This is a genomic window from Bradyrhizobium sp. GW821-FHT13H05 (assembly GCF_058804065.1).
The window spans coordinates 365,218-384,706 of sequence record NZ_JBXAPO010000003.1 but is presented as its reverse complement, the minus strand read 5'-3'; the positions used below and the strand labels follow the sequence as shown (position 1 = coordinate 384,706).

16 protein-coding genes are annotated in these 19,489 nt (G+C 65.4%); 4 read left to right on the top strand and 12 right to left on the bottom strand.

The annotated features are described in order from the left end of the window. Positions 1-27: 27 nt before the first annotated feature. From AC1RR3_RS10610 to AC1RR3_RS10570, 9 genes are all read right to left on the bottom strand, one after another. Positions 28-1,524: a pyridoxal phosphate-dependent decarboxylase family protein gene (locus AC1RR3_RS10610; RefSeq protein ID WP_492822137.1), complete on the bottom strand. Its 1,497-nt coding sequence runs from the start codon at positions 1,522-1,524 to the stop codon at positions 28-30. After that, a complete protein-coding gene (locus AC1RR3_RS10605) occupies positions 1,521-2,756 on the bottom strand; it encodes an ATP-grasp domain-containing protein (protein WP_492822135.1) in 1,236 nt (411 codons plus the stop codon). The genes AC1RR3_RS10610 and AC1RR3_RS10605 overlap by 4 nt, the downstream gene beginning before the upstream one ends. A gap of 1 nt (position 2,757) precedes the next feature. Then, entirely contained in the window at positions 2,758-4,380 is a 1,623-nt protein-coding gene (locus AC1RR3_RS10600) for a hypothetical protein (RefSeq protein ID WP_492822133.1), read from the bottom strand. A 10-nt stretch (positions 4,381-4,390) separates the two neighbouring features. Beyond that, the gene (locus tag AC1RR3_RS10595; RefSeq protein ID WP_492822131.1) at positions 4,391-5,176 is read right to left on the bottom strand and encodes a hypothetical protein; all 786 of its coding nucleotides are present in this window, start codon (positions 5,174-5,176) and stop codon (positions 4,391-4,393) included. Positions 5,177-5,247: 71 nt separating this feature from the next. Beyond that, complete coding sequence (locus AC1RR3_RS10590) at positions 5,248-7,131, bottom strand: flagellar protein (RefSeq protein ID WP_492822129.1); 1,884 nt, start codon at positions 7,129-7,131, stop codon at positions 5,248-5,250. Positions 7,132-7,152: 21 nt separating this feature from the next. Next, complete coding sequence (flgK, locus tag AC1RR3_RS10585; RefSeq protein ID WP_492822127.1) at positions 7,153-9,036, bottom strand: flagellar hook-associated protein FlgK; 1,884 nt, start codon at positions 9,034-9,036, stop codon at positions 7,153-7,155. 35 nt (positions 9,037-9,071) lie between these two features. After that, positions 9,072-11,345, bottom strand: coding sequence for a flagellar hook-basal body complex protein (locus AC1RR3_RS10580; RefSeq protein WP_492822125.1), 2,274 nt, complete (start codon positions 11,343-11,345; stop codon positions 9,072-9,074). 270 nt (positions 11,346-11,615) lie between these two features. Beyond that, complete coding sequence (gene msrB / locus AC1RR3_RS10575) at positions 11,616-12,128, bottom strand: peptide-methionine (R)-S-oxide reductase MsrB (RefSeq protein WP_492822123.1); 513 nt, start codon at positions 12,126-12,128, stop codon at positions 11,616-11,618. 87 nt (positions 12,129-12,215) lie between these two features. Continuing rightward, positions 12,216-13,673, bottom strand: a complete 1,458-nt coding sequence (locus AC1RR3_RS10570) for an NAD(P)/FAD-dependent oxidoreductase (RefSeq protein WP_492822121.1) — start codon at positions 13,671-13,673, stop codon at positions 12,216-12,218. A 145-nt stretch (positions 13,674-13,818) separates the two neighbouring features. Between AC1RR3_RS10570 and AC1RR3_RS10565 the strand changes: the two genes are divergently transcribed. After that, positions 13,819-14,349, top strand: a complete 531-nt coding sequence (locus AC1RR3_RS10565; RefSeq protein WP_492822119.1) for a SixA phosphatase family protein — start codon at positions 13,819-13,821, stop codon at positions 14,347-14,349. Between the two features lie 75 nt (positions 14,350-14,424). After that, positions 14,425-14,850 carry a universal stress protein gene (locus tag AC1RR3_RS10560; protein ID WP_492822117.1) on the top strand — a complete coding sequence of 142 codons (426 nt, stop codon included), beginning with the start codon at positions 14,425-14,427 and terminating at the stop codon, positions 14,848-14,850. 1,092 nt (positions 14,851-15,942) lie between these two features. Here the strand turns inward: AC1RR3_RS10560 and AC1RR3_RS10555 are convergent. Further along, complete coding sequence (locus AC1RR3_RS10555; protein WP_212342935.1) at positions 15,943-16,179, bottom strand: DUF1127 domain-containing protein; 237 nt, start codon at positions 16,177-16,179, stop codon at positions 15,943-15,945. A gap of 184 nt (positions 16,180-16,363) precedes the next feature. On the opposite strand from AC1RR3_RS10555, the gene AC1RR3_RS10550 reads away from it, so the two are divergent. Continuing rightward, positions 16,364-17,707, top strand: coding sequence for an aminotransferase-like domain-containing protein (locus AC1RR3_RS10550; protein WP_492822114.1), 1,344 nt, complete (start codon positions 16,364-16,366; stop codon positions 17,705-17,707). Between the two features lie 14 nt (positions 17,708-17,721). Here the strand turns inward: AC1RR3_RS10550 and AC1RR3_RS10545 are convergent, their stop codons facing one another. Both AC1RR3_RS10545 and AC1RR3_RS10540 read right to left on the bottom strand, forming a co-directional pair. After that, positions 17,722-18,321 (bottom strand): YdcF family protein, encoded by a 600-nt coding sequence (locus AC1RR3_RS10545; RefSeq protein WP_492822112.1) that lies wholly within the window; start codon positions 18,319-18,321, stop codon positions 17,722-17,724. 80 nt (positions 18,322-18,401) lie between these two features. Next, a complete protein-coding gene (locus AC1RR3_RS10540; protein WP_492823135.1) occupies positions 18,402-18,989 on the bottom strand; it encodes a hypothetical protein in 588 nt (195 codons plus the stop codon). 65 nt (positions 18,990-19,054) lie between these two features. On the opposite strand from AC1RR3_RS10540, the gene AC1RR3_RS10535 reads away from it, so the two are divergent. Then, positions 19,055-19,489 (top strand): hypothetical protein, encoded by a 435-nt coding sequence (locus tag AC1RR3_RS10535; protein ID WP_492822110.1) that lies wholly within the window; start codon positions 19,055-19,057, stop codon positions 19,487-19,489.

Here is a 19,489-nt window from a genome sequence, read left to right as displayed (position 1 = left end):
GGGGCGTTTTTTGCTTTATCCCTGACGTCACTGCGCCGCGAGCGGCGGGGCCTCGACCTCGATCACGCCGCCGCTGCGCCGTCCGCCGAACTCCAGCACGGCCGCGACCAGCGCATCGATATCAGTCTCCTCGGTGCGATGATTGACGATCGCGGCTCGGATCGCAAATTTGCCATCGAGCGTAGTGCTCGACGGCGCCGCGATGCCGGACTCCTGCACGTCGGCGACGATCTCGCGATTGACCGCGTCACCGGCGCGATAGCGGAAGCAGACGATGTTGAGGTTCACCGGTGCCAGCAATTCCAGCCGCGGCTCGGCCAGCACGCGCACTTCCAGATATTTGGCCAGCGCGCAGCTGCGCGCGATCACCGCACCCAGCCGATCGGTGCCGAATGTCTTCAGCGTGAACCAGGTCTTCAACGCGCGGAAGCCGCGCGACAGGTCGGGGCCGAGATCGCAGGGCCAGACCGCACCCGCTGCAAGCCCCCTCGCCTCGCGGCTCAGATAGGCCGCCGGCTGGGCAAAGGCCTGCCGATGCTGCTCGCCGTCGCGCACCAGCAGGAAGCCGGCATCGTAGGGCACCTGTCCCCATTTGTGGAAATCGAGCGCAATGGAATCGGCAAGCTCGATCCCCCCGAGCAGCGGCGCGAGCTCGGGTGAAAGAATTGCCAGCGCGCCGAAAGCACCGTCGACGTGAAACCAGATTCCTTCCTCTCGGCACAGCGCGGCGATAGCCTTGAGATCGTCAATCGCGCCGATATCGACCGTGCCGGCGGAGGCGACGACGAGGAACGGCTTGAAGCCGACCTCGCGATCGACAGCGATCTGCGCGCGCAGCGCGGCGACGTCGATCCGATGATCCGCATCGACATCGATCTTGCGCAGCGCATCGGTGCCGAGCCCGGCAATGTCCATCGCCCGCGAGACGCAACCATGCGCAGCCCGCGATGTGTAAGCGGTGAGCAGCGCACCGTCATTGCCGATGCCGTGCTGTCGTGCCAGCGTGCCGAGCGCAGCCGTGCGCGCCACCAGCACCGCCATCAGATTGGCCATCGAGGTGCCCGTGACGAAGATGCCGCTGGCGCTTTCCGGGAAGGCGAACAGGCGGCGCATCCAGTCGACGATCTGGCGCTCGACCTCGATCGGCATATGGTCGCGACCACCGAGATTGGCGTTGAGGCCCGCTGCGAGCATTTCCGCGACCATACCGACCGCAGTGCCGCCGCCATGCACCCAGCCCATGAAGCCGGGATGGACGTTGCCGGTCGCGTAGGGTGCGACATGCTCGGCGAATTCGCGGTAGACATCGGCAAGATCGCTGGCCTCGCGCGGCACGTCGCACTTGATGGCTGCGCGGACGTCCTCGGGGATCGGCTGCCACACCGGGCGCGCACGAATATTGGCGATGCCGTCGATCGCTTCGTCCAGCATGCGATGGGCGAGCGCGCGAAACGCGCTCCAGTCCTGCGGATCAAGCGAGCTGTGGGTGACGGAGCTTTGCGTGTTACGGATGATCTCGTTCATGCCGCACTCTCCTCGCTCGCCTTTGCGTGCCGCGACAGCATCGCGGTGAAGGCGGCAAAGATCTTGCGCATCTGCGGCGGCTTGTAGGGAAACACCGACGGCGGATCCATGTTGTGCACGACGGCGGTGTTGTCGGCCTCGAACACCAGCAGCTCGCCGTCACGGTTCTCGGCGCAATCGACGATGAAATAGTCGAGGCCGACACGCCTGCTCATCTCGTCGAGCGCTCCGCGATGACGCGCGGCAAAGGCGCTATCGAAGTCCTGCATCCAGGTGGCTTCTTCAGCTCGCTTCTCTTCGCTGAACGCCATGTAGGCGTTGAGATACCAGATGTCCCAGCGGTCGGCGATCGCCATGTGGCAGGCGTAAGGCTTGCCGTCGACCATGGTGAGGCGGTATTTGCGGTAAAGCCCATCGGCGCTCGCATAGTTGACGAAGCGCGCGACGAAGAAATCCTGCTCCTGCCGTTCAGCGAGATAGGCTTTGAGCGCCGCGGCATCGTCGATCTTCGCGAGCCCGACGCCGGCATGCGTACCGCGCGGCCGCACGATCATCGGAAAGCGCAATTCGCCCGTGATGCTCTCGCAAGCGATCTTTCCTTCCGAAAGGTCGAACAATTGCGCGCGCGCCGCGTGCGCGGTCACGGGAATGTCGAGACCGGAGATGCCAGCCAGCAACCGAAACAGCTTGTCGCGATCGAGATTGCCGATCAGCTCGGGGCGGTTGAGCAGCGGCCGCGGCCAGCGCGGTGCAGCCTGTGCGATCACGGCGAGCGTCTCGCGGCACTCGTCGGAATCGGAGGCGACCACGATGGCGACGTCGTGATCAGGCAACGTCTCGGGCAAGCCGACGCCCTTGATGACATAAAGCGTCAGCAGCTCGATGTCGGAGCCTTCGAGCAGGAATTCGATCGGGGTGTTGCCGCCCATGTCGATATCGGCCGCGAGCGCGAGCACGCGCAGGCGGGGTTTCGGAACCGCGCAGGGCGTGCGAAACAATTGATGGAAGGCGAGCACCTCGGTCTGGATCACGAGCCCGGCCTCCTTCTCGCCGAGAAGCTGGGCAATCAGCGACAGATCCAGGCCCTCGCCCGCCTCCGCCGTTCCCTCCGCGATCCGCGCCAGAAGATGCTCGCGCAACGGATGCAGGTCGCCGCCTTCGAAGGCCCGGCGCGTCAATTGCGCAAAGCCGATGCGGTCGGAATAGTTCGGCGTGGAAACGGAATGCTGCATCTTAGACCTCGAGCACAGACTTTGCCGGCGCAGTCGCGGCACGGTCAAGCAGCAGCTCGATCTTCACCACGGCATGGGCGATACGATCGAGGATGTGCTGCAAATTGCGTTGCGCCTGCGCGGCGTCCGCCGACCAGGCTTCGGTGACGAGCCGCGCGCCCACGCAGAGGCGCAGCGCGGCCTGCGGTGCATCGTCCTGCCGCTCCAGCCGGACCGGCTGGCCGACCAGGCAGCGTTGTGCGGCAACCTGCCGGTCCGCTGCGCTGCCGCTGATCTCTTCGTTCATGTCGCGCGACAGCGCCCGGTGAACGGCGCCGGTCTCGGCGATCGAGATCGGCTTGCCGCCGCGCAGCAGCGTGAACGGAAAGATCGTGGTTGCCGCGAATTCCTCGTCGTCCGCTCCGGTCGTCTCGCATGCGCGCGGAATGGGACGAAGCGACGGCGAGAGCGCGATCATGCTGTCGATGCCGGCTGCAAGCCCGGCCAGCGCCTGGGTGCGAAATGCACCGGGCACGGAATAGTAGCTGCCGATTTCCGCAAGCGCCGCTTCCCAGCGCAACCATTGCCCGAAATTCGGCCGGCGCTCGAAGCGCGAGCGCAACGCCGTCCAGGCCACCGGCCAGTCGCAGCGACCGGCATAATCGAAGATGCCCGGCGCAATCGCGCCAATCCGATCGATCGATCGCGACAGGCCTTTCGGCACCAGCAGCGCACCGCTGAAGGCCGGCCCGCCGAAGAATTTCGAGCCGGTCATCAGCACCATGTAGCCGCGATCGAGATAAGAGCGCAGCCGCCGGCGGCCGAGCCGCGCCTGGCAGGCATCGACGACCACCTGAACCTTGCGCGGCCAGCGCCGCGCGATCTCATCGAGGCAGGCAGCACTCGGCGCGCGCCAGCCGAGTTTTGACGAATCCATGATGTGCAGAAGAACGCACCGGCCTTGCGCGAGGCTGTTCTCGACCGCACGCATTACGGCTGCATCTGCATCCGCGCGCATGGTGATGTCGGGCGCGGCATCGAGCAGCGGCACCGCAATACTGTCGCCAGCGAGACCCGCGACCTCGCCATCCTTGCGGACCACAAAGCCGCTTGCCGTCATCGTACTGAAATGGTGCCCGCGCGCAGTGTGGCTGGTCCCGCTGCCGGTCTGGTCGGTACCGACCACGATCGTCACCGGCCGCGCGCCAAGCACCGCGCGCGCCAGGAACAAGGCGTGAAGCTGGGAATCGGTGCCGGACGGCGAGAACACGATGTCGACGCGCGGCGAGATCTGGAGATGTCCGCGCAGCTCCTCGCGCATGTCCTCGCAGCGCGCATCGAAGGCGATTTCGACCTCGTCGAACAGGCATTTGTGCATCAGCTCTTCGCGCGCCAGCGCCGCGCGGTCGTAAGCCGCCTGCGAGATCGTGGACGCGGTCGACGAGGCGAAATTCCAGGTCTCGGGCTCCGGCGAGGCCGCACAGCCATAGGCGTTGACGCGGTCGTCCGGATCGAGCGCCAGCCGCTGGTCTCCGCCGGAGACCAAGAGCGTATCCAGCGGCGTGAAGAGATCGCGCAGGCGGTAGCGCGAGCCGCCGTCGGATGCGCGCTCCAGGACTGTCGGATGGGATGCGCCGTTGCTCATCCCGGACGGCTCACGCAGCGTCGGCCGCGGCCGCCACGGGCGCCGGCGCGAATTGCGAGGCGATGTCGCCGTGGAACACCGAGGGCCCGACGTGATCGAGCGAGCTCTGGATGTCGGCCCAGATCTCTCCGCCGATATCGGTCCAGCGCTTGCAGAAGGCGAAGTCCTCGGAGAGGTAGGTGCCCGTCGCCGGATCGATCATGCATTCGAACAGCGCGAACCGGTTCTGGCTCGCCGCCAGCGTGTCGTGCGAGTGCTCGCGGAAGAATTGCAAGGCCGCATAGTCGGGATGGCGACACATTGCCTCCAGCACGTGACGCCGGATCATCAGAAAGCCGGTCCCGGCATAACGCACGCGGGTAAAACCGTTGACCACCACGATGCGGTCGGGATCCTCGATCTCGAGCACGTAGTCGAGCGAGGCGGCCGCCACGTCGGCGCGGCCGGACTGGACTGCCCGCTTTGCCTTGTCCCAGTTGACCCGCTTGATCGGATAGCAGCCGGCGACGACATCCGCGCCGCATTCGATCAGCCGGAACACCTGCTCGGGCTTGAACCCGATGTCGGCATCGATGAACAGGAAATGCGTCGCCTTGGGATCGTCCAGGAACATCGCGGCCAGATTGGCCCGCGCGCGCGTGATTAGCGCATCGCCGTCGCGCAAGTGCACCTTGAGCTCGAGATTGGACATGCCGTGCACGGCACGCTGGAGCGCGAAAATCGAGCTCGCATAGATGCTCGACACCTGCCCGCCGAAGCACGGCGTGGCCACCACGAGTTGCATCTTGTCCGACATCGAAAGCTCCGCCCCGCTCCAATCCTCACCAAGAGGTAAAGAGGCATGGTTAACGGCGCCTTAACGCATCCCTACAGGAACTTGACGAGCGAGAGCTGCGCAAGGTTCGAAGTCACCTGGTAGGAGGCCTGGAGCGCGTTCTGGAGCGACAGGATCTCGCTCGCCACCTGGTCCTGCGGCGCCGATTCCGCCTGGTCGATGATGGACTGGAGCTGCGCCTTGGCCTGGGTCTGGCGTGTGCTCGCGTCCTTCATCGTGTTCTGGGCCATCGCGATGTCGGTCTGGATGTCCTCGATCTTCTGCTGCCCGGGCTGCGACGTCAGCGCCTGGGTCGTGCGCAGGCTGAGCGCAGCCACCTGCCCGCCCGCATACTGCCCGGTCGGCGAGGTCGAGAACGTCCCGAACACGGCGATGGCCTGCAACTGCTTGCGGATCGCATCCTCGTCGGCCTGCGCGCCGTACTGCACCGTGACGGAATCGTCGACCCGCGCCACCGCGGTCGAGCGCGGCGAGCCGGGCCCGTCATTGCCGGTGTACCATTTCACGGTGTTGGCCGAGCCGTTGACCAGCGTCGTCGCCGAACTCGCCGGCGACGAGCCGACGCGCAGCGGCGGCTGCGTCGCCGTCACCGGCGTCGCGCCGAAGCCGAGCGCGCTCAGCGCGCCCGTGTTCGAGGTCGTGATATTGAGGCTCGCGGCATCGTCCGTGTTGATCGTGATCGAGCCGCCATGCACGGTCGAGGGCTTCGACGTGCCGGTGATCGCGTCGATCTTGCTCATCAGCGTCTGGATGCTGTCGCCGACATTGAGCTGATTGCCGGTCGCGCCCGAGGCGACGAAGGTCAGCGTGGTGCCGTTCACGGTGATGCTGTCGCCGGCGACGAAGCCGGGCGAGATCGAGTCCGAGGGGCTCGCGCCGGACAGCGCCGTCGCGGCGGTGACGGGCGCCGGCGTCGCCGCCTGGTTGTTGACCGGCGTGCCGATCGCGGAACTCGCGGTGTTGAAGAAATTGTCACCCGCGGTCACGGCGGATGCCGCCACCAGCGAGGTGTTGGCGAGCTTCGTGATCGCGGTGTTCAGCGCGGTGTTGAGATTCGTGGCGGTGTTGTTCGGGTTGACCGGGACGCTCGCGTCGATCGCAAAGCTGCCGAGCGGTGTCGGCGTGGCCGACGATGCGGTCAGGTCGATCTGCTCGGTCGTGCCGTCCGGCAACGTGAACTGGACGCTCAGCTTGTCGCCGTTGTTGGGGTTGACGCCGTTGAGGTCGACCGAAAACGACACCGGCGAGCCGCTGGGGCCGGTGACGGTCGCGCCCGTCAGCGTCGAGGACACCGCAGATATCTTGAGCCCGAACGGCGATCCCGCGACGTCTTCGGACACCTGAACCGAGCTCGGCGTCGGCTGGGTCTGCACCAGCCGGCCCATGCCGTTGGCGCCGAGGTCGGCGGCCTGGCGCTCCGCCAGCACGGTCTTGAAGCCCGCCTGCGTCGTGGTGCCGTTGATGATGTCGCCGGCATCCGCGACCGACTGCGTGTTGAACGCCGTCCCCGAAAACAGATAGCGGTTGCCCGACTGCGTGTTGAGAACGCCGACCATCGAGCCGAACTGCGCCGCGGCGGTATTCTGCGCGATCGTCTGGCCGTTGACGTTGAGGTCCTGCGCGGTGCTGGCGGAGCCGGTCTGCACCGTGCTGCGGATGGTCGTGAGCGACTGCAGCGCGGTGTTGGCGAGGTTGATGTTGACGTTCACGTTCGTCATCGTGTCGGTATAGGCGGCGATGTTGGAGAGCTGCGAGCGCCCGGCGATCGCGAAGCCCTCGTTGGTGCCCATGCCGGAATAGTTCTGCGACAGCTTGCCGGTCGAGAGCTGCGTCGACAGGTCGGTGAGCTGCTGGTTGATGTTGCGGATCTGCGATCCCAGAACCGACGAGGAGTAATTGATGCTGCTGATCGACATGTTTCAGAGCCCTGTTACTTGTTACACTTGAGCCTGGATCAACGTATTCATCATGCTCTGCACCACCGACATCACGTGGGCGTTGGCGGCGTAGGCATTCTGAAGCTGGATCAGGTTCGACATCTCCGAGTCCAGATTGACGCTGGAGGTCGAGTTGAACTTGGCCTGCAGCGTCGAGACCACGACGCTCTGCCCCTGCTGGAGCGCGGTCGCCTGGGTCGCGGCATTGCCCTGGACGCTCAGGAACTGCTGAAGGTAGTTCGAGACGCTGCCGGTGAAAGGCTGGCTCGCCGAACCGAGACCGCTCTGCGGCGAATAGGAGAACACCGCGCTGGTCAGCTGCGAATAGAGGTAGTCCGAGCGCGTGGTGTCACCGGCCGGCGTCACCGGCGAGGTGCTGTACACCGACATCCGGGTCGGATCGCTGGCCAGCTGTGTGTTGACGGCGATGCGCCCGGCAAGGCCTGTCATCTGCGAGCCCGACGCGGTGATCGCGCCGGTGTAGAGCGCCTGTCCGCCATCGGTGAACAGCGGCATTTGCGGATTGCCCGAGGTCAGCGACGAGATCGTCTTGGTGCTCGAGGCCGAATTGACCTTGACGAGGCCGGTGTTGTCGTCGGTGACCCGCAGCGTCGTCGCCGTCGCCGGCGACGGCGCGGCCGAGAAGGACAGATGCGCGCCGGGCAGCGCGGTGTTGAGCGCCGCCGCGATCCCGCTCATGCCGCCGGAGAAATTCACGCCGATCTGAAACGGGTTGGCGTTGGTGGCGTTCGAAAGCGGCAGCGCCGCCGGATCGGTCACGTTGACGAGCGTGATCTGCTTCTGCGTGTTGGTCGTCGTGTCGGTATACGTGATGTTGACCGTGTTGCCCGGCTGCGCACCGCCAAGGTCGATGTCGAAACCGGCCGGCGGGCCGGAGACGGTGCTGCCGGCCGTGGTCTTGTCGGAGAGCGCGCTCGACATCGTGGCGGCGAGCTGGTCGATCTGCGTCTGCGCCTGCACCAGCGTCTGGTCGCGCAGCTTGAGATCGGCCGCGATCTGGCCGGACGACACCACGTTGTTGGCGATGACGTCGAGCGACGAACCGTTCGGAAGCTTGATGGTGAACGCGCCCACCCCGGACTTGGCCGGATCGATGTTGTATTGGTCGGTTGCCGACAGGGCACCGGCCGACGAGAAGGAGAACTGCGAGGCCAGCCCGGCGCCGACGAGCTGGATGCCTGTGGTGGTGTAGATGTTGGCCTGGTTCGACCCGTCCGTGGTGACGCGGACATCGACGAATTTCGACAGCGTGTTGATGGCCTGGTCGCGCTGGTCCATCAGCGTCGCCGCGGACGGGTCGTTTGCCGACAGGCCCTGGAGCTTGGTGTTGATGTCGGCGACCTTCTGCATTGCGGCGTTGGCCTGCTGCGCCGAAGTGCCGAGGTCCTGCTCGACGTTTGAGCGCAGCGACTGGATGCCCTTGGTAGTGACGTTGAGCTGCTGTGCCAGTGCCTGCGCCGCGCCGACCGCCACCGTCTGCGCCGACGACGATCCCGCGCTGGTCGACAGCGCCTGCAACGCGGTCGTGAAATTGTTCAGCGCGGTTTCGAGCGTGCCGCTGCCGCCGGGGTTGCCGTAGACATTCTGAAGCTGCTTCAGGATGTTGGCCATCTGATCGGCGTAGCCGCTGCCACCGGTTTCGGTGCGCAGCTGGTTCTGCACGTAAGTGTCGAGCTCCCGGCTGACGCCGGTCGTCATCACCGTCGAGCCGAAGTCGCCGGTGGTGACCTCGATCTGGTTCGGCGTCTGGACGACGTAACCCGGCGTCTGCGAATTGGCGACGTTCGAGGAGACGATCGAGAGCGCGGCCTGGTTGGCGCGCAGACCACTCATCGCACTGGCAAGGGCTGAACTCAAACCCATTTTGACTAGCCGCCTTCGGTTACGTCACGCACAAATCAGCGCAACACGTTCAGGAGATCCTGCACCATCGAATTCGCCGTCGTGATCACCTTGGTGTTGGCCGAATAGGCCTGCTGGGTCACGATCAGCTTGGTGAATTCGTCGGCGATGTCGGTGTTCGAGCCTTCCAGCGAGGAGCCGCTGATGGAGCCGGAAGCACCGTCGATGGCCGGCCCCGACTGTTCGGTCGAGGCGTAAGCGCCGCCATCGAGCGCCTTCAGGTAATTGGTGCCGTTGAAGTGCGACAGCGATACCTGTGCGAGGTCGAGGTTCTGGCCGTTGGAGAAGGTTCCAACCACGAGACCGCTGTTGTTGACGGCGACCGAACGGAGCTGACCCGCGGCGTAACCGTTCTGGGTGAGGGTATTGATCGTCACAGCGCCGCTGGTGCTGGCATATTGCGTCAACCCACCCGAGGAGACGTTGAAGGAGACCGAGCCGAGCTGCTGGCCGCTGACGCTGACATTGTTGATGGTGATGCCCGAGCCGCTCGGCGAGGTGAGCGAGCCGTCTGTCGCGAAGGTGAAGGTCTGGCCGGTGTTGACCCAGCCCACCGTGGAACCGCTCGCGCTCGGCTCGGTCTGGTAAAACAGGTTCCAGCTATCGGCATGACCGTTGCCCAGCGATGCGCTGTCGGTCTTGGCCCAGCGCAGTTGCAGGTTCACCGGCGTGCCGGCGGCATTGTAAGCGGTCACCGCGCCGCCGCTGATCGACTCCTTGGTAAAGGTCGCGATGTCGTCGCCAATGACACCGCCGGTGCCTGCGGTACCGCCACCGTCGCGCTTCTTGGTGATCGTTGAAGTGAAGCCGATCGCGGCGAAGGCGGCGCTGTTGGAGCTGGATATTGTCAGATCGCCCGCCGTGCCGGTGTTTATCGTGATGACCCCACTGCTGCTGACGGAAGATCCCGTTGCACCGGTAATGGTGTCGATCTTTTGGAGCAGCCCTGCGATGTTGTCGGTTGTGAGGATCTCGGAGGAGGTGGGAACCGTCGGCGGCGACACGAAAGTCAAAACTTGGTTGTTGACGGTGATGGTGTCGTTGGCCGCGAAGGCCGACGTGACCACCTGGGCGCCGCCGGGCGTCGCCGCTCCACTCAGCACCGTGGAGCCCGAGATTGCGGACGAGGACAGCACGTTGCCGCCACGTGTCGTGCTGCTGAGGCCGAGAGCATTGGCTGCCTGGCTGCTCTGGATCGTCACGTCGGTGCTGGTGCCGGTCGAGATGACGATATTGCCGCTGGTATTTATCGAAGAGGTGACACCCGTACCACCGGCGTTGTCGATCGCAGTCAGGATGTCGGACACTTTGGCCGAGGAGCCCGAACCAAGATAGATTGTACTGTCGCCGCCGGAGGTGACGAAGCTGTTGCCGCTGCCGTCGTCGGGGGCGCTGGAGAACGTGATCGTGTGGTTATTGATTGAGAGCGTCTGCCCGGTCAGCAGGCCGAGAACGGATGACGCGAGGTGAGTTGTTGCGGTGCCGTCGAGAGACGTGCCGGTCGATGCCGCGGCCGAAGAGTTGTTCTGTAGCGCAACCGAGCTTGTCACACTCGTCGACGAATAGGGCGAGCGGATATTGCCGGTCGCTGCGGACCCGGAAGCGATCGCATTGGTATAGGGCGCGGGCGGCGTGCCCACAGGGAGCGGATTGGCGATGAAGTCCGACGGGTTCAGGCCGCCGGCCGCCAGCAGCGTCTTGCTCGCCGCGGTCTGGCTCGCCGGCGTGTTCGGCACGCTCGGCAGGTTCGCGGCGTACTGGATCGAAGTCGTCGCCTGCGCCGGGATGAAGTTGTTCTGGAATTTCAGGACGGTGGCGACGTTGCCGGTCGGGTTGCCGGTCTTGGGGTCGACCGTGGTGCCCATCAGATAATAGCCGGCGCCGTTGACCAGATTGCCGTTGGCATTCAGCTGGAAATCGCCGCGGCGGGTATAGTAGGTGACGCCGCTGAACACCGGAGCGTTGTCGACGACGCCGGTCGCCTTCTGGATCGAGAAGAAGCCGTCGCCGGTGATCGCCATGTTGGTGGCGACGCTGGAGCCGGAGATCGTGCCCTGTGTGGTGATGGTGGCCTTCGCATTGGCCGTCACGCCGCCCGCAACCTGCTTGCTCGGCACCGAGGCGTCCGGAATGAGATCGACGAAGCTGGTGCCGATGCCCTTGTAAGCGGTGGTGGATGAGTTCGCGATGTTGCCGGAAATGTTCTGCAGCGCGTAGGACTGCGCCTGCAGGCCACCCACCGAGGTGTTCATTGCATCGAAGATACCCATAACTTTGTCTCCAGATCCGATCTCGGCGGCCGGTCGACCATGGCCGCAGTCGGAGGAGACAGTCGCAAGGGCTATGCCAATGCGGGTCTTCTCATGAAATCAATGACTTAAATAGGAAGGCCCCGGTCGGATGACCGGGGCACAATTGCCGGGCCGGCAACAATTGCCGGGATATCCTGTCGTTCCGGGGCGGTCCGCAGGACCGAACCCGGAACCTCGAGATTCCGGATTCGATGCTCACGCATCGCTCCGGAATGACAGCAACAAAGCCTACGTCGCCGACGCTGCCGCCGGGTGGAAGACCAGCCCGAAACCGTCGATGCAGTAGCGTAGTCCGGTCGGCTTCGGACCGTCGTCGAAGACGTGGCCGAGATGGCCGCCGCAGCGCCGGCAATGCACCTCGGTGCGGAGCATGCCAAAGGTGCGGTCCTCGGTCTTGCCGACATTGCCCTCGATCGGCTGGTAGAAGCTCGGCCACCCCGTGCCGCTCTCGAACTTGGTGTCGGACGCAAACAGCGGCAGGTCGCAGCCGGCGCAGGCGAAGACGCCCTTGCGGTGTTCCTTGAGCAGCGGGCTGGAGCCCGGCCGTTCGGTACCCTCCTTGCGCAGAATTTCATATTGCTGCGGGGTGAGCTGGGCGCGCCACTCGGCGTCCGTCTTCTCGATCTCGAATTTCTGTGCGGCTTTCTCTCCAGCCTCGGCAGGTGTTCCTCTCAGCCAGCGGAAGGCCGAAAGGCCGAACAGGCCGGCGACAGTCGTTAGCAGGATGCGGCGGTCAAACATCTCATTCTCCGTGCGCGGGGAGTCCCACGCTCTGAGATACGGGCTCTAACGGCCGACGTTACACTTCCGGGCGGAGTTTTTCTCAACTTATTGCGAGACGCCCTGGTCGTGGGAGGCCGGCTCCGCGCCCTCAGCCTTATGTTCCGGCGCAGCCGCCGGCCGGGGCCGGACGCCGGGCGGTGGACGGCGCGGACCGGTGCCGGCGGCCCGGTTGGCTTCGGCCAGCCGCGCCTCGCGTTCCCGGTCCTTGACCCGGGCCCGCTCGCGGTAGCGGGCGAGCGAGCCTGCAGCTGCGGAACTCGCCCTGCCCCAGACCCCGACCAATTGGCCCGCGACACGCCCCGTGGCGCCGCCCGCCCAGACCAGCTCGAACGGCGAGAACAGCTTCCAGCGCTCGTCGCCCCACAGGATGCTGCGCGCGATCAATTGCCCGGCCATGGCCGAGGTGTTCATGCCCTGGCGGCCGAACCCGCTCGCCACCCACAGGCCTTTGCGCAACTGGCCGATCTGCGGCATGCCGTGCACGGTCTGGCCGGTGACGCCGCCGAACGTGTCGGTGATCTCGACATTGCCGAGCTGGGGGAAGATCGATCCGATCCGCCGCCTGACGCTGCCGGCAAAGCGCTGCGGCCGCGCCGCCCAGGTGGTCTCCGGGCTTTCCCACATCAGCCGGTCGCCCTCGACGATGCGGAAATGGTCGACGCCATCAGAATCCATCACCGATCCCTTGAAGGCGATGATCTCGTGCACGCGCTCGCCGAGCGGCGCAGTGATGCCGGCATAGCGCCAGACCGGCAGCAGCGTCTCCGACAGGCGCTTCAAGGGCGCGCCGAGATGGATGTTGCCGGCGAGCACGATGTGCGTCGCGCGCAGCCGTGCCGACGGCGTCACGATCCGCTTGCGGATGCCGGAATGGTCGATGCTGACGACAGGCGTATCCTCGAAGATACGGGCGCCGGCGCGCCGCGCCAGCGCCGCCAGGCCGTGCACGTATTTGCGGCCATCGACCTGGAACGCCCTGGGATAGTACACGCCGTGGAAGTAATGATCGGTCTTGAGCGCCTCGCGAACGCGATCGACCTGCCAGCCCTCGACCTCGGTATCGAAATCCTCGTTCAGCATCTGCAAGCGGCTGATCAGCCGGTCGCCGGCGTCGACATTGGAGACTTCCAGCACGCCGTCGCTCGGGGCAATCCCGGGCATATTCTGCTCGGTGGCGTTGGCCCGGACGAATTCGGCACCCTCCTTCGACAGCGTCCACAATTCGCGCGCATCCTCGAAGCCGATCCGCTCGATCAGCTCGGCGAGCGGCAGCGCAAAGCCCGGCATCACGGTGCCGAGCTGGTTGCCGGAGGCGTTCCAGCCGATATGGCGCCCCTCGAGCACCGCGACGCTCGCCCCGAGCCGGGCTGCCTCCAGCGCGATGGAGAGCCCGGCAAGCCCCGCCCCGATCACACAGATGTCGGCGTCGAGATCAAACGACAGTCGCGCACGTTCACGAAAGCCGGCTTCTTCCTGGGACACGCTTGTGAAAGTCTCGCTCATGTCGTTTCTTAGAGCATGATCCGGAAAAGTGTGAAGCGGTTTTCCGAAAGGATCATGCTCTTTAATGGACCGATCGGGCCCTTGTCACCTTGTCCTCAACCGGCGCCTGTAGATTACTCTGGACGCGTAACGATTCGAGAATGCCATGCGCCGTTTGATGCTGCTGCGTCACGCCAAGACCGAGACTGACGCGCCGAGCGGCCGTGACCAGGACCGCCGGCTCGATGACCGCGGCCGCAAGGATGCCGCCGAGATCGGCGACTGGATCGCCACCCACCCCCCCTTCCCCGAGGCCGTGCTGGTCTCGCACGCCGTCCGGGCCCGGCAGACCTGGGACATCGCCTGGGAGACGATGAAGGACCGCGTCGCTGCGCCGCAGGTGGAGGTCCTGCCGGAACTCTACGGCGCCGATCCGGCCCAAATCCTGGACTCCATTCGCACTGCAACCAGTCCGGCCGATCCGAAGCAATTGCTGCTGGTCGGCCACAATCCGGGCATGCACGAGATCGCCCTGATGCTGACCGGCGGCGGCGATCCGGCCGGCGCCAAGGCGCTCGCTGACAACCTGCCCACCGCGGGGCTTGCGATCTTCGACTTTGACGTCGAGGATTGGGGGGACGTGGCCTACCGCCGCGGCAAGCTGGTGCTGTTCGTCAGTCCCAAATTGCTTCGATAGCTAAAGGTTGCTTCGATCGGGTTGATCGCGCGACGTGCCGGCAAGACGTCCTGACTGGAAGATTTGGAGGCGCAGATGTTCAAGTCCATCCTCGTGCCCATCGACCTCGCCGACACCGATCTCGCCAAGCCGGCGCTCGCGACCGCGACAACGCTGTCGCAGACCTGGAGCGGCACAGTGCGCCTGCTCAACGTGCTGCCGATGACGCCGGTGATGCTGGCCGAATACGTGCCGGCCGATTTCGACGAACAGCAGCGCCAGACCTCGGAGGAAGCCCTCGCCATCGTCGCGCGCGAATCCGGCATCGAGGCCGGGCGCATCTCCAGCGTGGTGCGCCAGGGCGGCATCTACCACGAGATCCTGGAGGAAGCCGTGCACATGAAGGCCGATTTGATCGTGATGACCTCGCATAGGCCGGCGATGCGCACCTATTTCCTCGGCTCCAACGCGGGACATGTCGTGCGCTACGCCAAGTGTTCGGTGCTGGTGGTCAGGCACTGAGCTCGGAGCATCCTCCGCTCTCGTGCCCCGGACGCTGCGCAGCACGAAGTGATGCGCTGCAGAGCCGGGGGCCCACACATCAGCGAGTGCTGCGGCCTGCTGGGTCCCGGCTCTGCGCAGCAACGCAAGGGCGTTGCAGCGCGTCCGGGACACGAGAGCTTCGTCGTCCGGATGGAGCGAAAGCAGATCGTGGCTACTAGACCTTGCGTTGCCCGTCGGGCAAAACACACGAGAAGCCGGTCAACCCGCGCCGCCAAAAATATTCCACTTTACCGAAATTCGGAAACGGCGTATACATCGCCTCACTCCGGCCCAAGGAAGAGGGGCGTATCGCGATCGTCACGAACGCGGGCCGGACGGCGGTGGACGCAGGCCACATCGGCGCGAAGGGTTTCGCAGGGCGGGCAACCGTGAGCGAGGACGTCGCGCGCACGACCGGTGTGATCGGCGTACGGCAAAATCGTGTGGTCCTGGCGCCCGGGGTCTGTGCGCCAAGTCTTGCGGTGATGCACGCTGTCCAACCGGACAGGCGCATCAGTCATCGGCGAGGCGACGGGGGCAATAGTGCAACGCTCCCCGGGGAGAGCACGACATAAGCCGTAAAACCACTGCGCAGGGAAGGCCGGATGTCCTGGCTACACCTGTATGCCGCTGTGCAGATTCTTGTTGCCACCTTTCGCACAGTGGACCGTGGGTGCCCGGCCGGCACCCGGTCTTCCCTGCGCCCTCTTTCTTTTGAGGTGACGCGACGAAGCATAGCTCGGGCGAAATCAGCCGCGAGGATGCGAAGGTGTGCCTGCAATGAAGATGCGACTTGAAAGAGCGATGGCATCACCACGTCATTGCGAGCGCAGCGAAGCAATCCAGAATCCCACCGCGGAAAGACTCTGGATTGCTTCGCTGCGCTCGCAATGACGATGTTGAAACAGATGTGCGCGAAAACTCAGGTCTCGTGCCCCCGGACGCGGCGCAGCGCGAAGCGGTGCGCTGCAGAGCCGGGGCCCACGCAGCAGCGAATGCGGGGCCTCCTGGGTCCCGGCTCTGCGCCGCAGCGTAAGAACGCTGCAGCGCGTCCGGGACACGGGAGCAAGCTCACAGATACCGCGACAGCTCGGCCTTGAATTGGCCGTACACCGCATCCTCGATCTGGCTGCGGTTGATCCCGATGTCGCGCAGGGCGCGGTCGTCGAGTTCATTCAGCGTCTTGACGGCGGAGCGGCGCTCCAGGCGGTCGAACAGCGCATAGGCGGCAGTGACGAGCGTGCCAAAAAATCCGCTCGACGAGGATGGGCGTAAACTCCGCCCGGCAGTTTGCGAGATCGTGGTCATTTTCTTCTCCGGCCTGTTGCCCACGCGGCGAAGCGGATGCCGTTGGCACAAACGCTGGAAGCGTCTGCACCTCATTTGCCGTCGGATTGCTCTCGCTCACCTCGGCTCAATCGTGGATCTTGATGGAACTTAAATGCTCCAGTACACTACTCGGAGCAAGTAAAACATTGCTCTCGGTGCAATAATGTCCAAGTTCGAGTACGTGAAGCTTGCCGATGCAATTGCCTCGGATATCTCTAACGGCACGTTAAGGCCCGGCGACCGGCTGCCGCCGCAGCGCAATTTTGCCTATGATCGCGGCATTGCGGTCTCGACCGCGAGCCGGGTTTATACGGAATTGCTCCGCCGCGGCCTCGTTGTCGGCGAAGTCGGCCGCGGCACCTTCATCTCCGGCGACATCAGGCGCGAAGTCGAGGCGCTGAGCGAGCCGCGCGACGCTCGGATCGATTTCGAGGTCAATTATCCGTTATTGCCGCAACAATGGGCGATGATCGCCAAGAGCCTTGCGGGGCTCGAGCGCGTCGACGCGCTGGAATCGGCGTTGCGCGTCTCGACCAGCACCGGCACCAAGAGCGCGCGCAATGCGGCCGCCGCCTATCTCGCGCGCAAGGATTTCGCACCGCAGGCCGAGCAGATCGTCTTCACCGCGAACGGCAAGCAATCGCTCGCGGCCGCGCTTGCTGCGCTTGTGCCAACGGGCGGACGCTGCGGCGTCGAGGCGCTGACCTATCCTTACGTCAAGAGCATCGCCGCGCGGCTCGGCATCACGCTGGTCCCGATTCCGATGGACGAGTTCGGCGCGCGGCCCGATGCGATCCAGAAGGCGCATCGCGAAGCGCATCTGTCGGCGCTGTATCTCCAACCCATCATCCAGAACCCGCTCGGCGTCACCATGAACGCCACGCGGCGCGCCGACATCATGCGCGTCGCCGAGAAGCTCGATCTCACCATCATCGAGGACGCCGTCTACGGCTTCCTCGCCGACGACACGCCGCTGGCCGCGCTCGGACCGAACCGCTGCATCGTGCTCGACAGCCTGTCCAAGAAGGTCGCGCCGGGCCTTGCGCTCGGCATCCTCGTCGCGCCGCCGCATTTGCGCGAGAGCGTGATGAGCGCGGTGCGCACCGGCGGCTGGATTGCCTCCGGCCACGCGCTCGCATCCGGGCAACGGCTGATGGCCGACGGCACCGTCGCCGAATTGACGCGGCTCAAACGCATCGACGCCGCGCGCCGGCAGCAAACCGCGGCACGGCTGCTGGCCGGCTACCAGCTCGCCGCCGACCCGCGCTCCTATCACCTCTGGCTGACGCTGCCGTCACACTGGCGCTCGCAGACTTTCGTGGCCGCTGCCGCCCGGCGCGGCATCGCGCTGACCCCGTCCTCGACCTTCGCCATCGCCCATGGTCACGCACCGAACGCGGTGCGGCTCGCGCTCGCCCCGCCGACCCTCGAGCAACTCGATTCCGGCCTGCGCACGCTCGTCTCGCTGCTCGGCACCAAGGAAGAGGATTTTGACTCGACGGAGTAGCGTCCCCGTGCCCGTCAGCCCTCCGGCCATTCCGCGATAAAACCTCTCGCCTTGTACGGCTCGATCTTGTCCCATTCGTGCAGGACACGACGGCGAAACTCGGTATCAAGGTGCCAGAGCCCGCGTGGTGTCGCGAAGCTGTCCACAGTGAGAAGCATCTTCTCGACCTCCGGCCAGTGCCGGTGCAGCGTCATCGGATAGCGGCGCGCGGTCCAGGTGTTGCCGAGGCAGATCACACTGCGGATGTTCTGCAATCCAAGCGCCGCATCGATGATCGGCAGCGAGAAGATCACGTTCTCGCCGGTGTTCATCGCGCGATCCTCCCCGAGGATTCTGTCCGCCGGAACGCCCGCTTCGACCATCGCAGCCTTGATGATAGTGCACTCGGATTGCTCCGAGCCCGGCGTCACACCGCCGCTGACAATCGACCAGCGGAACAAGCCCTCGCGCCACAGCCGGGCGGCGGTGTCTGCGCGCAAGCCAACGTCCTCGCGGGTGCCGAACATGAACAGCAGGTCGGCGGGCCGGAGCGGCGTATCGATCAGATGCGTGCGGTTGATCCTGGCGATCTCATCTGCGGTCGGCAGACGCGTGCTGCGGTCCATGACTGACATGTCCGCAAGATGCGACACCGGCACAGGGCCGCGAAGTCACGTTTGATTGCGGCCGATTGCAGCCAGGGCAGCAAGGCCTGTTAGGGCAACAGGGCCTTGGGCACACGATCGAAACTGTAGCTCTGCGGCTGGTTGCGGCGGACGAAGCCGCCGACCTGCCAGGCGAACAGAGCGGCAAAGCCGAGGATGAACAGCACGCCGGCGAACTCGCCGATCAGGAGCGCGCGGATCAACAGGCCCGTCATCGCCACCGTCAGCAGCGCCAGGAACGCCAGCACCGCCGCATAGGTCTTGCGGCCGAGCCCTGCAGTCAATTCGGCGCGGCTACCGGCCTTCGCCATCCGCGCGTGGAGCGCGACAATGAAATCGCGAAAGCCGTTGTCCTGCGGCGCCATCAGGGCCGCGGTCTGCCAGCTTGTCGACAGGATCGCGATGCGGCCGCCACCGCCGCGGCTGACATCGGCGCGAAAGCGATGCTGCTGCATCGACACCGGACGGAACGACAGCCTGACGGCGCTGATCTCGTCATAGCGCCAGACACCCGAGCGGCCGGCAATGTGCCAGGAAAGCCCCTCGTCCGTCAGCTCGAAGCGATGCGCCGAGCCGATCAGCGACGCCTTGTAGGCGTAGCTCGCACCCGAGGCGGCCTGCGCGTCCGAAACCTGCATCGTCCCCATCAATCCCGTCCGCGATCCGCTTGCACGATCGCCCTGGCCCATCCTACAAGCGAGGCATGGCTGAGACGACCTTTTTTCCGCGCCGCCTGATCCTCGGTGCCGCCGTGATCTCCGGCGTGCTGCTCGCACTCGCGGTGCACATGCTGGGGGCCCGTTATGGGCTCGACCTTGGCGGCCTCTGGCGCTCCGACACGCATGAGTTCATGCCGGCGGGCGCGGCGATCGCCTGGTGGCTGATCGCGACGGTTGGCTTCTCCGGCGGCTATTTCACCGCGACATTGATGCAAAGCGCCGCCGACGGCCAGATCCCGCACCGCATGCGGCAGTTCCTGATCGCGGTCGGTGTGCTCCTGCTCGCCGGCGCAGGCCAGGTGGCCTCGGCGCCGAGCGCGGTCCCGACCACCTCCGGCCTGCTGGCCGCGCTCGCCGCGCTCTGCCTCGGCGCGGTCATGGCGTTCTGCGGCGCGCATTTCGCCCTGCGCCGCGGCTAA

What these genes read in the sequence shown, in the direction of transcription:
- AC1RR3_RS10600 (WP_492822133.1), bottom strand. Translation starts at nt 4,380, where the DNA reads ATGAGCAACGGCGCATCCCATCCGACAGTCCTGGAGCGCGCATCCGAC.
- AC1RR3_RS10605 (WP_492822135.1), bottom strand. Translation starts at nt 2,756, where the DNA reads ATGCAGCATTCCGTTTCCACGCCGAACTATTCCGACCGCATCGGCTTT.
- flgK (WP_492822127.1), bottom strand. Translation starts at nt 9,036, where the DNA reads ATGGGTTTGAGTTCAGCCCTTGCCAGTGCGATGAGTGGTCTGCGCGCC.
- AC1RR3_RS10580 (WP_492822125.1), bottom strand. Translation starts at nt 11,345, where the DNA reads ATGGGTATCTTCGATGCAATGAACACCTCGGTGGGTGGCCTGCAGGCG.
- AC1RR3_RS10555 (WP_212342935.1), bottom strand. Translation starts at nt 16,179, where the DNA reads ATGACCACGATCTCGCAAACTGCCGGGCGGAGTTTACGCCCATCCTCG.
- AC1RR3_RS10570 (WP_492822121.1), bottom strand. Translation starts at nt 13,673, where the DNA reads ATGAGCGAGACTTTCACAAGCGTGTCCCAGGAAGAAGCCGGCTTTCGT.
- AC1RR3_RS10610 (WP_492822137.1), bottom strand. Translation starts at nt 1,524, where the DNA reads ATGAACGAGATCATCCGTAACACGCAAAGCTCCGTCACCCACAGCTCG.
- AC1RR3_RS10590 (WP_492822129.1), bottom strand. Translation starts at nt 7,131, where the DNA reads ATGTCGATCAGCAGCATCAATTACTCCTCGTCGGTTCTGGGATCGCAG.
- msrB (WP_492822123.1), bottom strand. Translation starts at nt 12,128, where the DNA reads ATGTTTGACCGCCGCATCCTGCTAACGACTGTCGCCGGCCTGTTCGGC.
- AC1RR3_RS10540 (WP_492823135.1), bottom strand. Translation starts at nt 18,989, where the DNA reads ATGCAGGTTTCGGACGCGCAGGCCGCCTCGGGTGCGAGCTACGCCTAC.
- AC1RR3_RS10550 (WP_492822114.1), top strand. Translation starts at nt 16,364, where the DNA reads ATGTCCAAGTTCGAGTACGTGAAGCTTGCCGATGCAATTGCCTCGGAT.
- AC1RR3_RS10545 (WP_492822112.1), bottom strand. Translation starts at nt 18,321, where the DNA reads ATGTCAGTCATGGACCGCAGCACGCGTCTGCCGACCGCAGATGAGATC.
- AC1RR3_RS10560 (WP_492822117.1), top strand. Translation starts at nt 14,425, where the DNA reads ATGTTCAAGTCCATCCTCGTGCCCATCGACCTCGCCGACACCGATCTC.
- AC1RR3_RS10565 (WP_492822119.1), top strand. Translation starts at nt 13,819, where the DNA reads ATGCGCCGTTTGATGCTGCTGCGTCACGCCAAGACCGAGACTGACGCG.
- AC1RR3_RS10535 (WP_492822110.1), top strand. Translation starts at nt 19,055, where the DNA reads ATGGCTGAGACGACCTTTTTTCCGCGCCGCCTGATCCTCGGTGCCGCC.
- AC1RR3_RS10595 (WP_492822131.1), bottom strand. Translation starts at nt 5,176, where the DNA reads ATGTCGGACAAGATGCAACTCGTGGTGGCCACGCCGTGCTTCGGCGGG.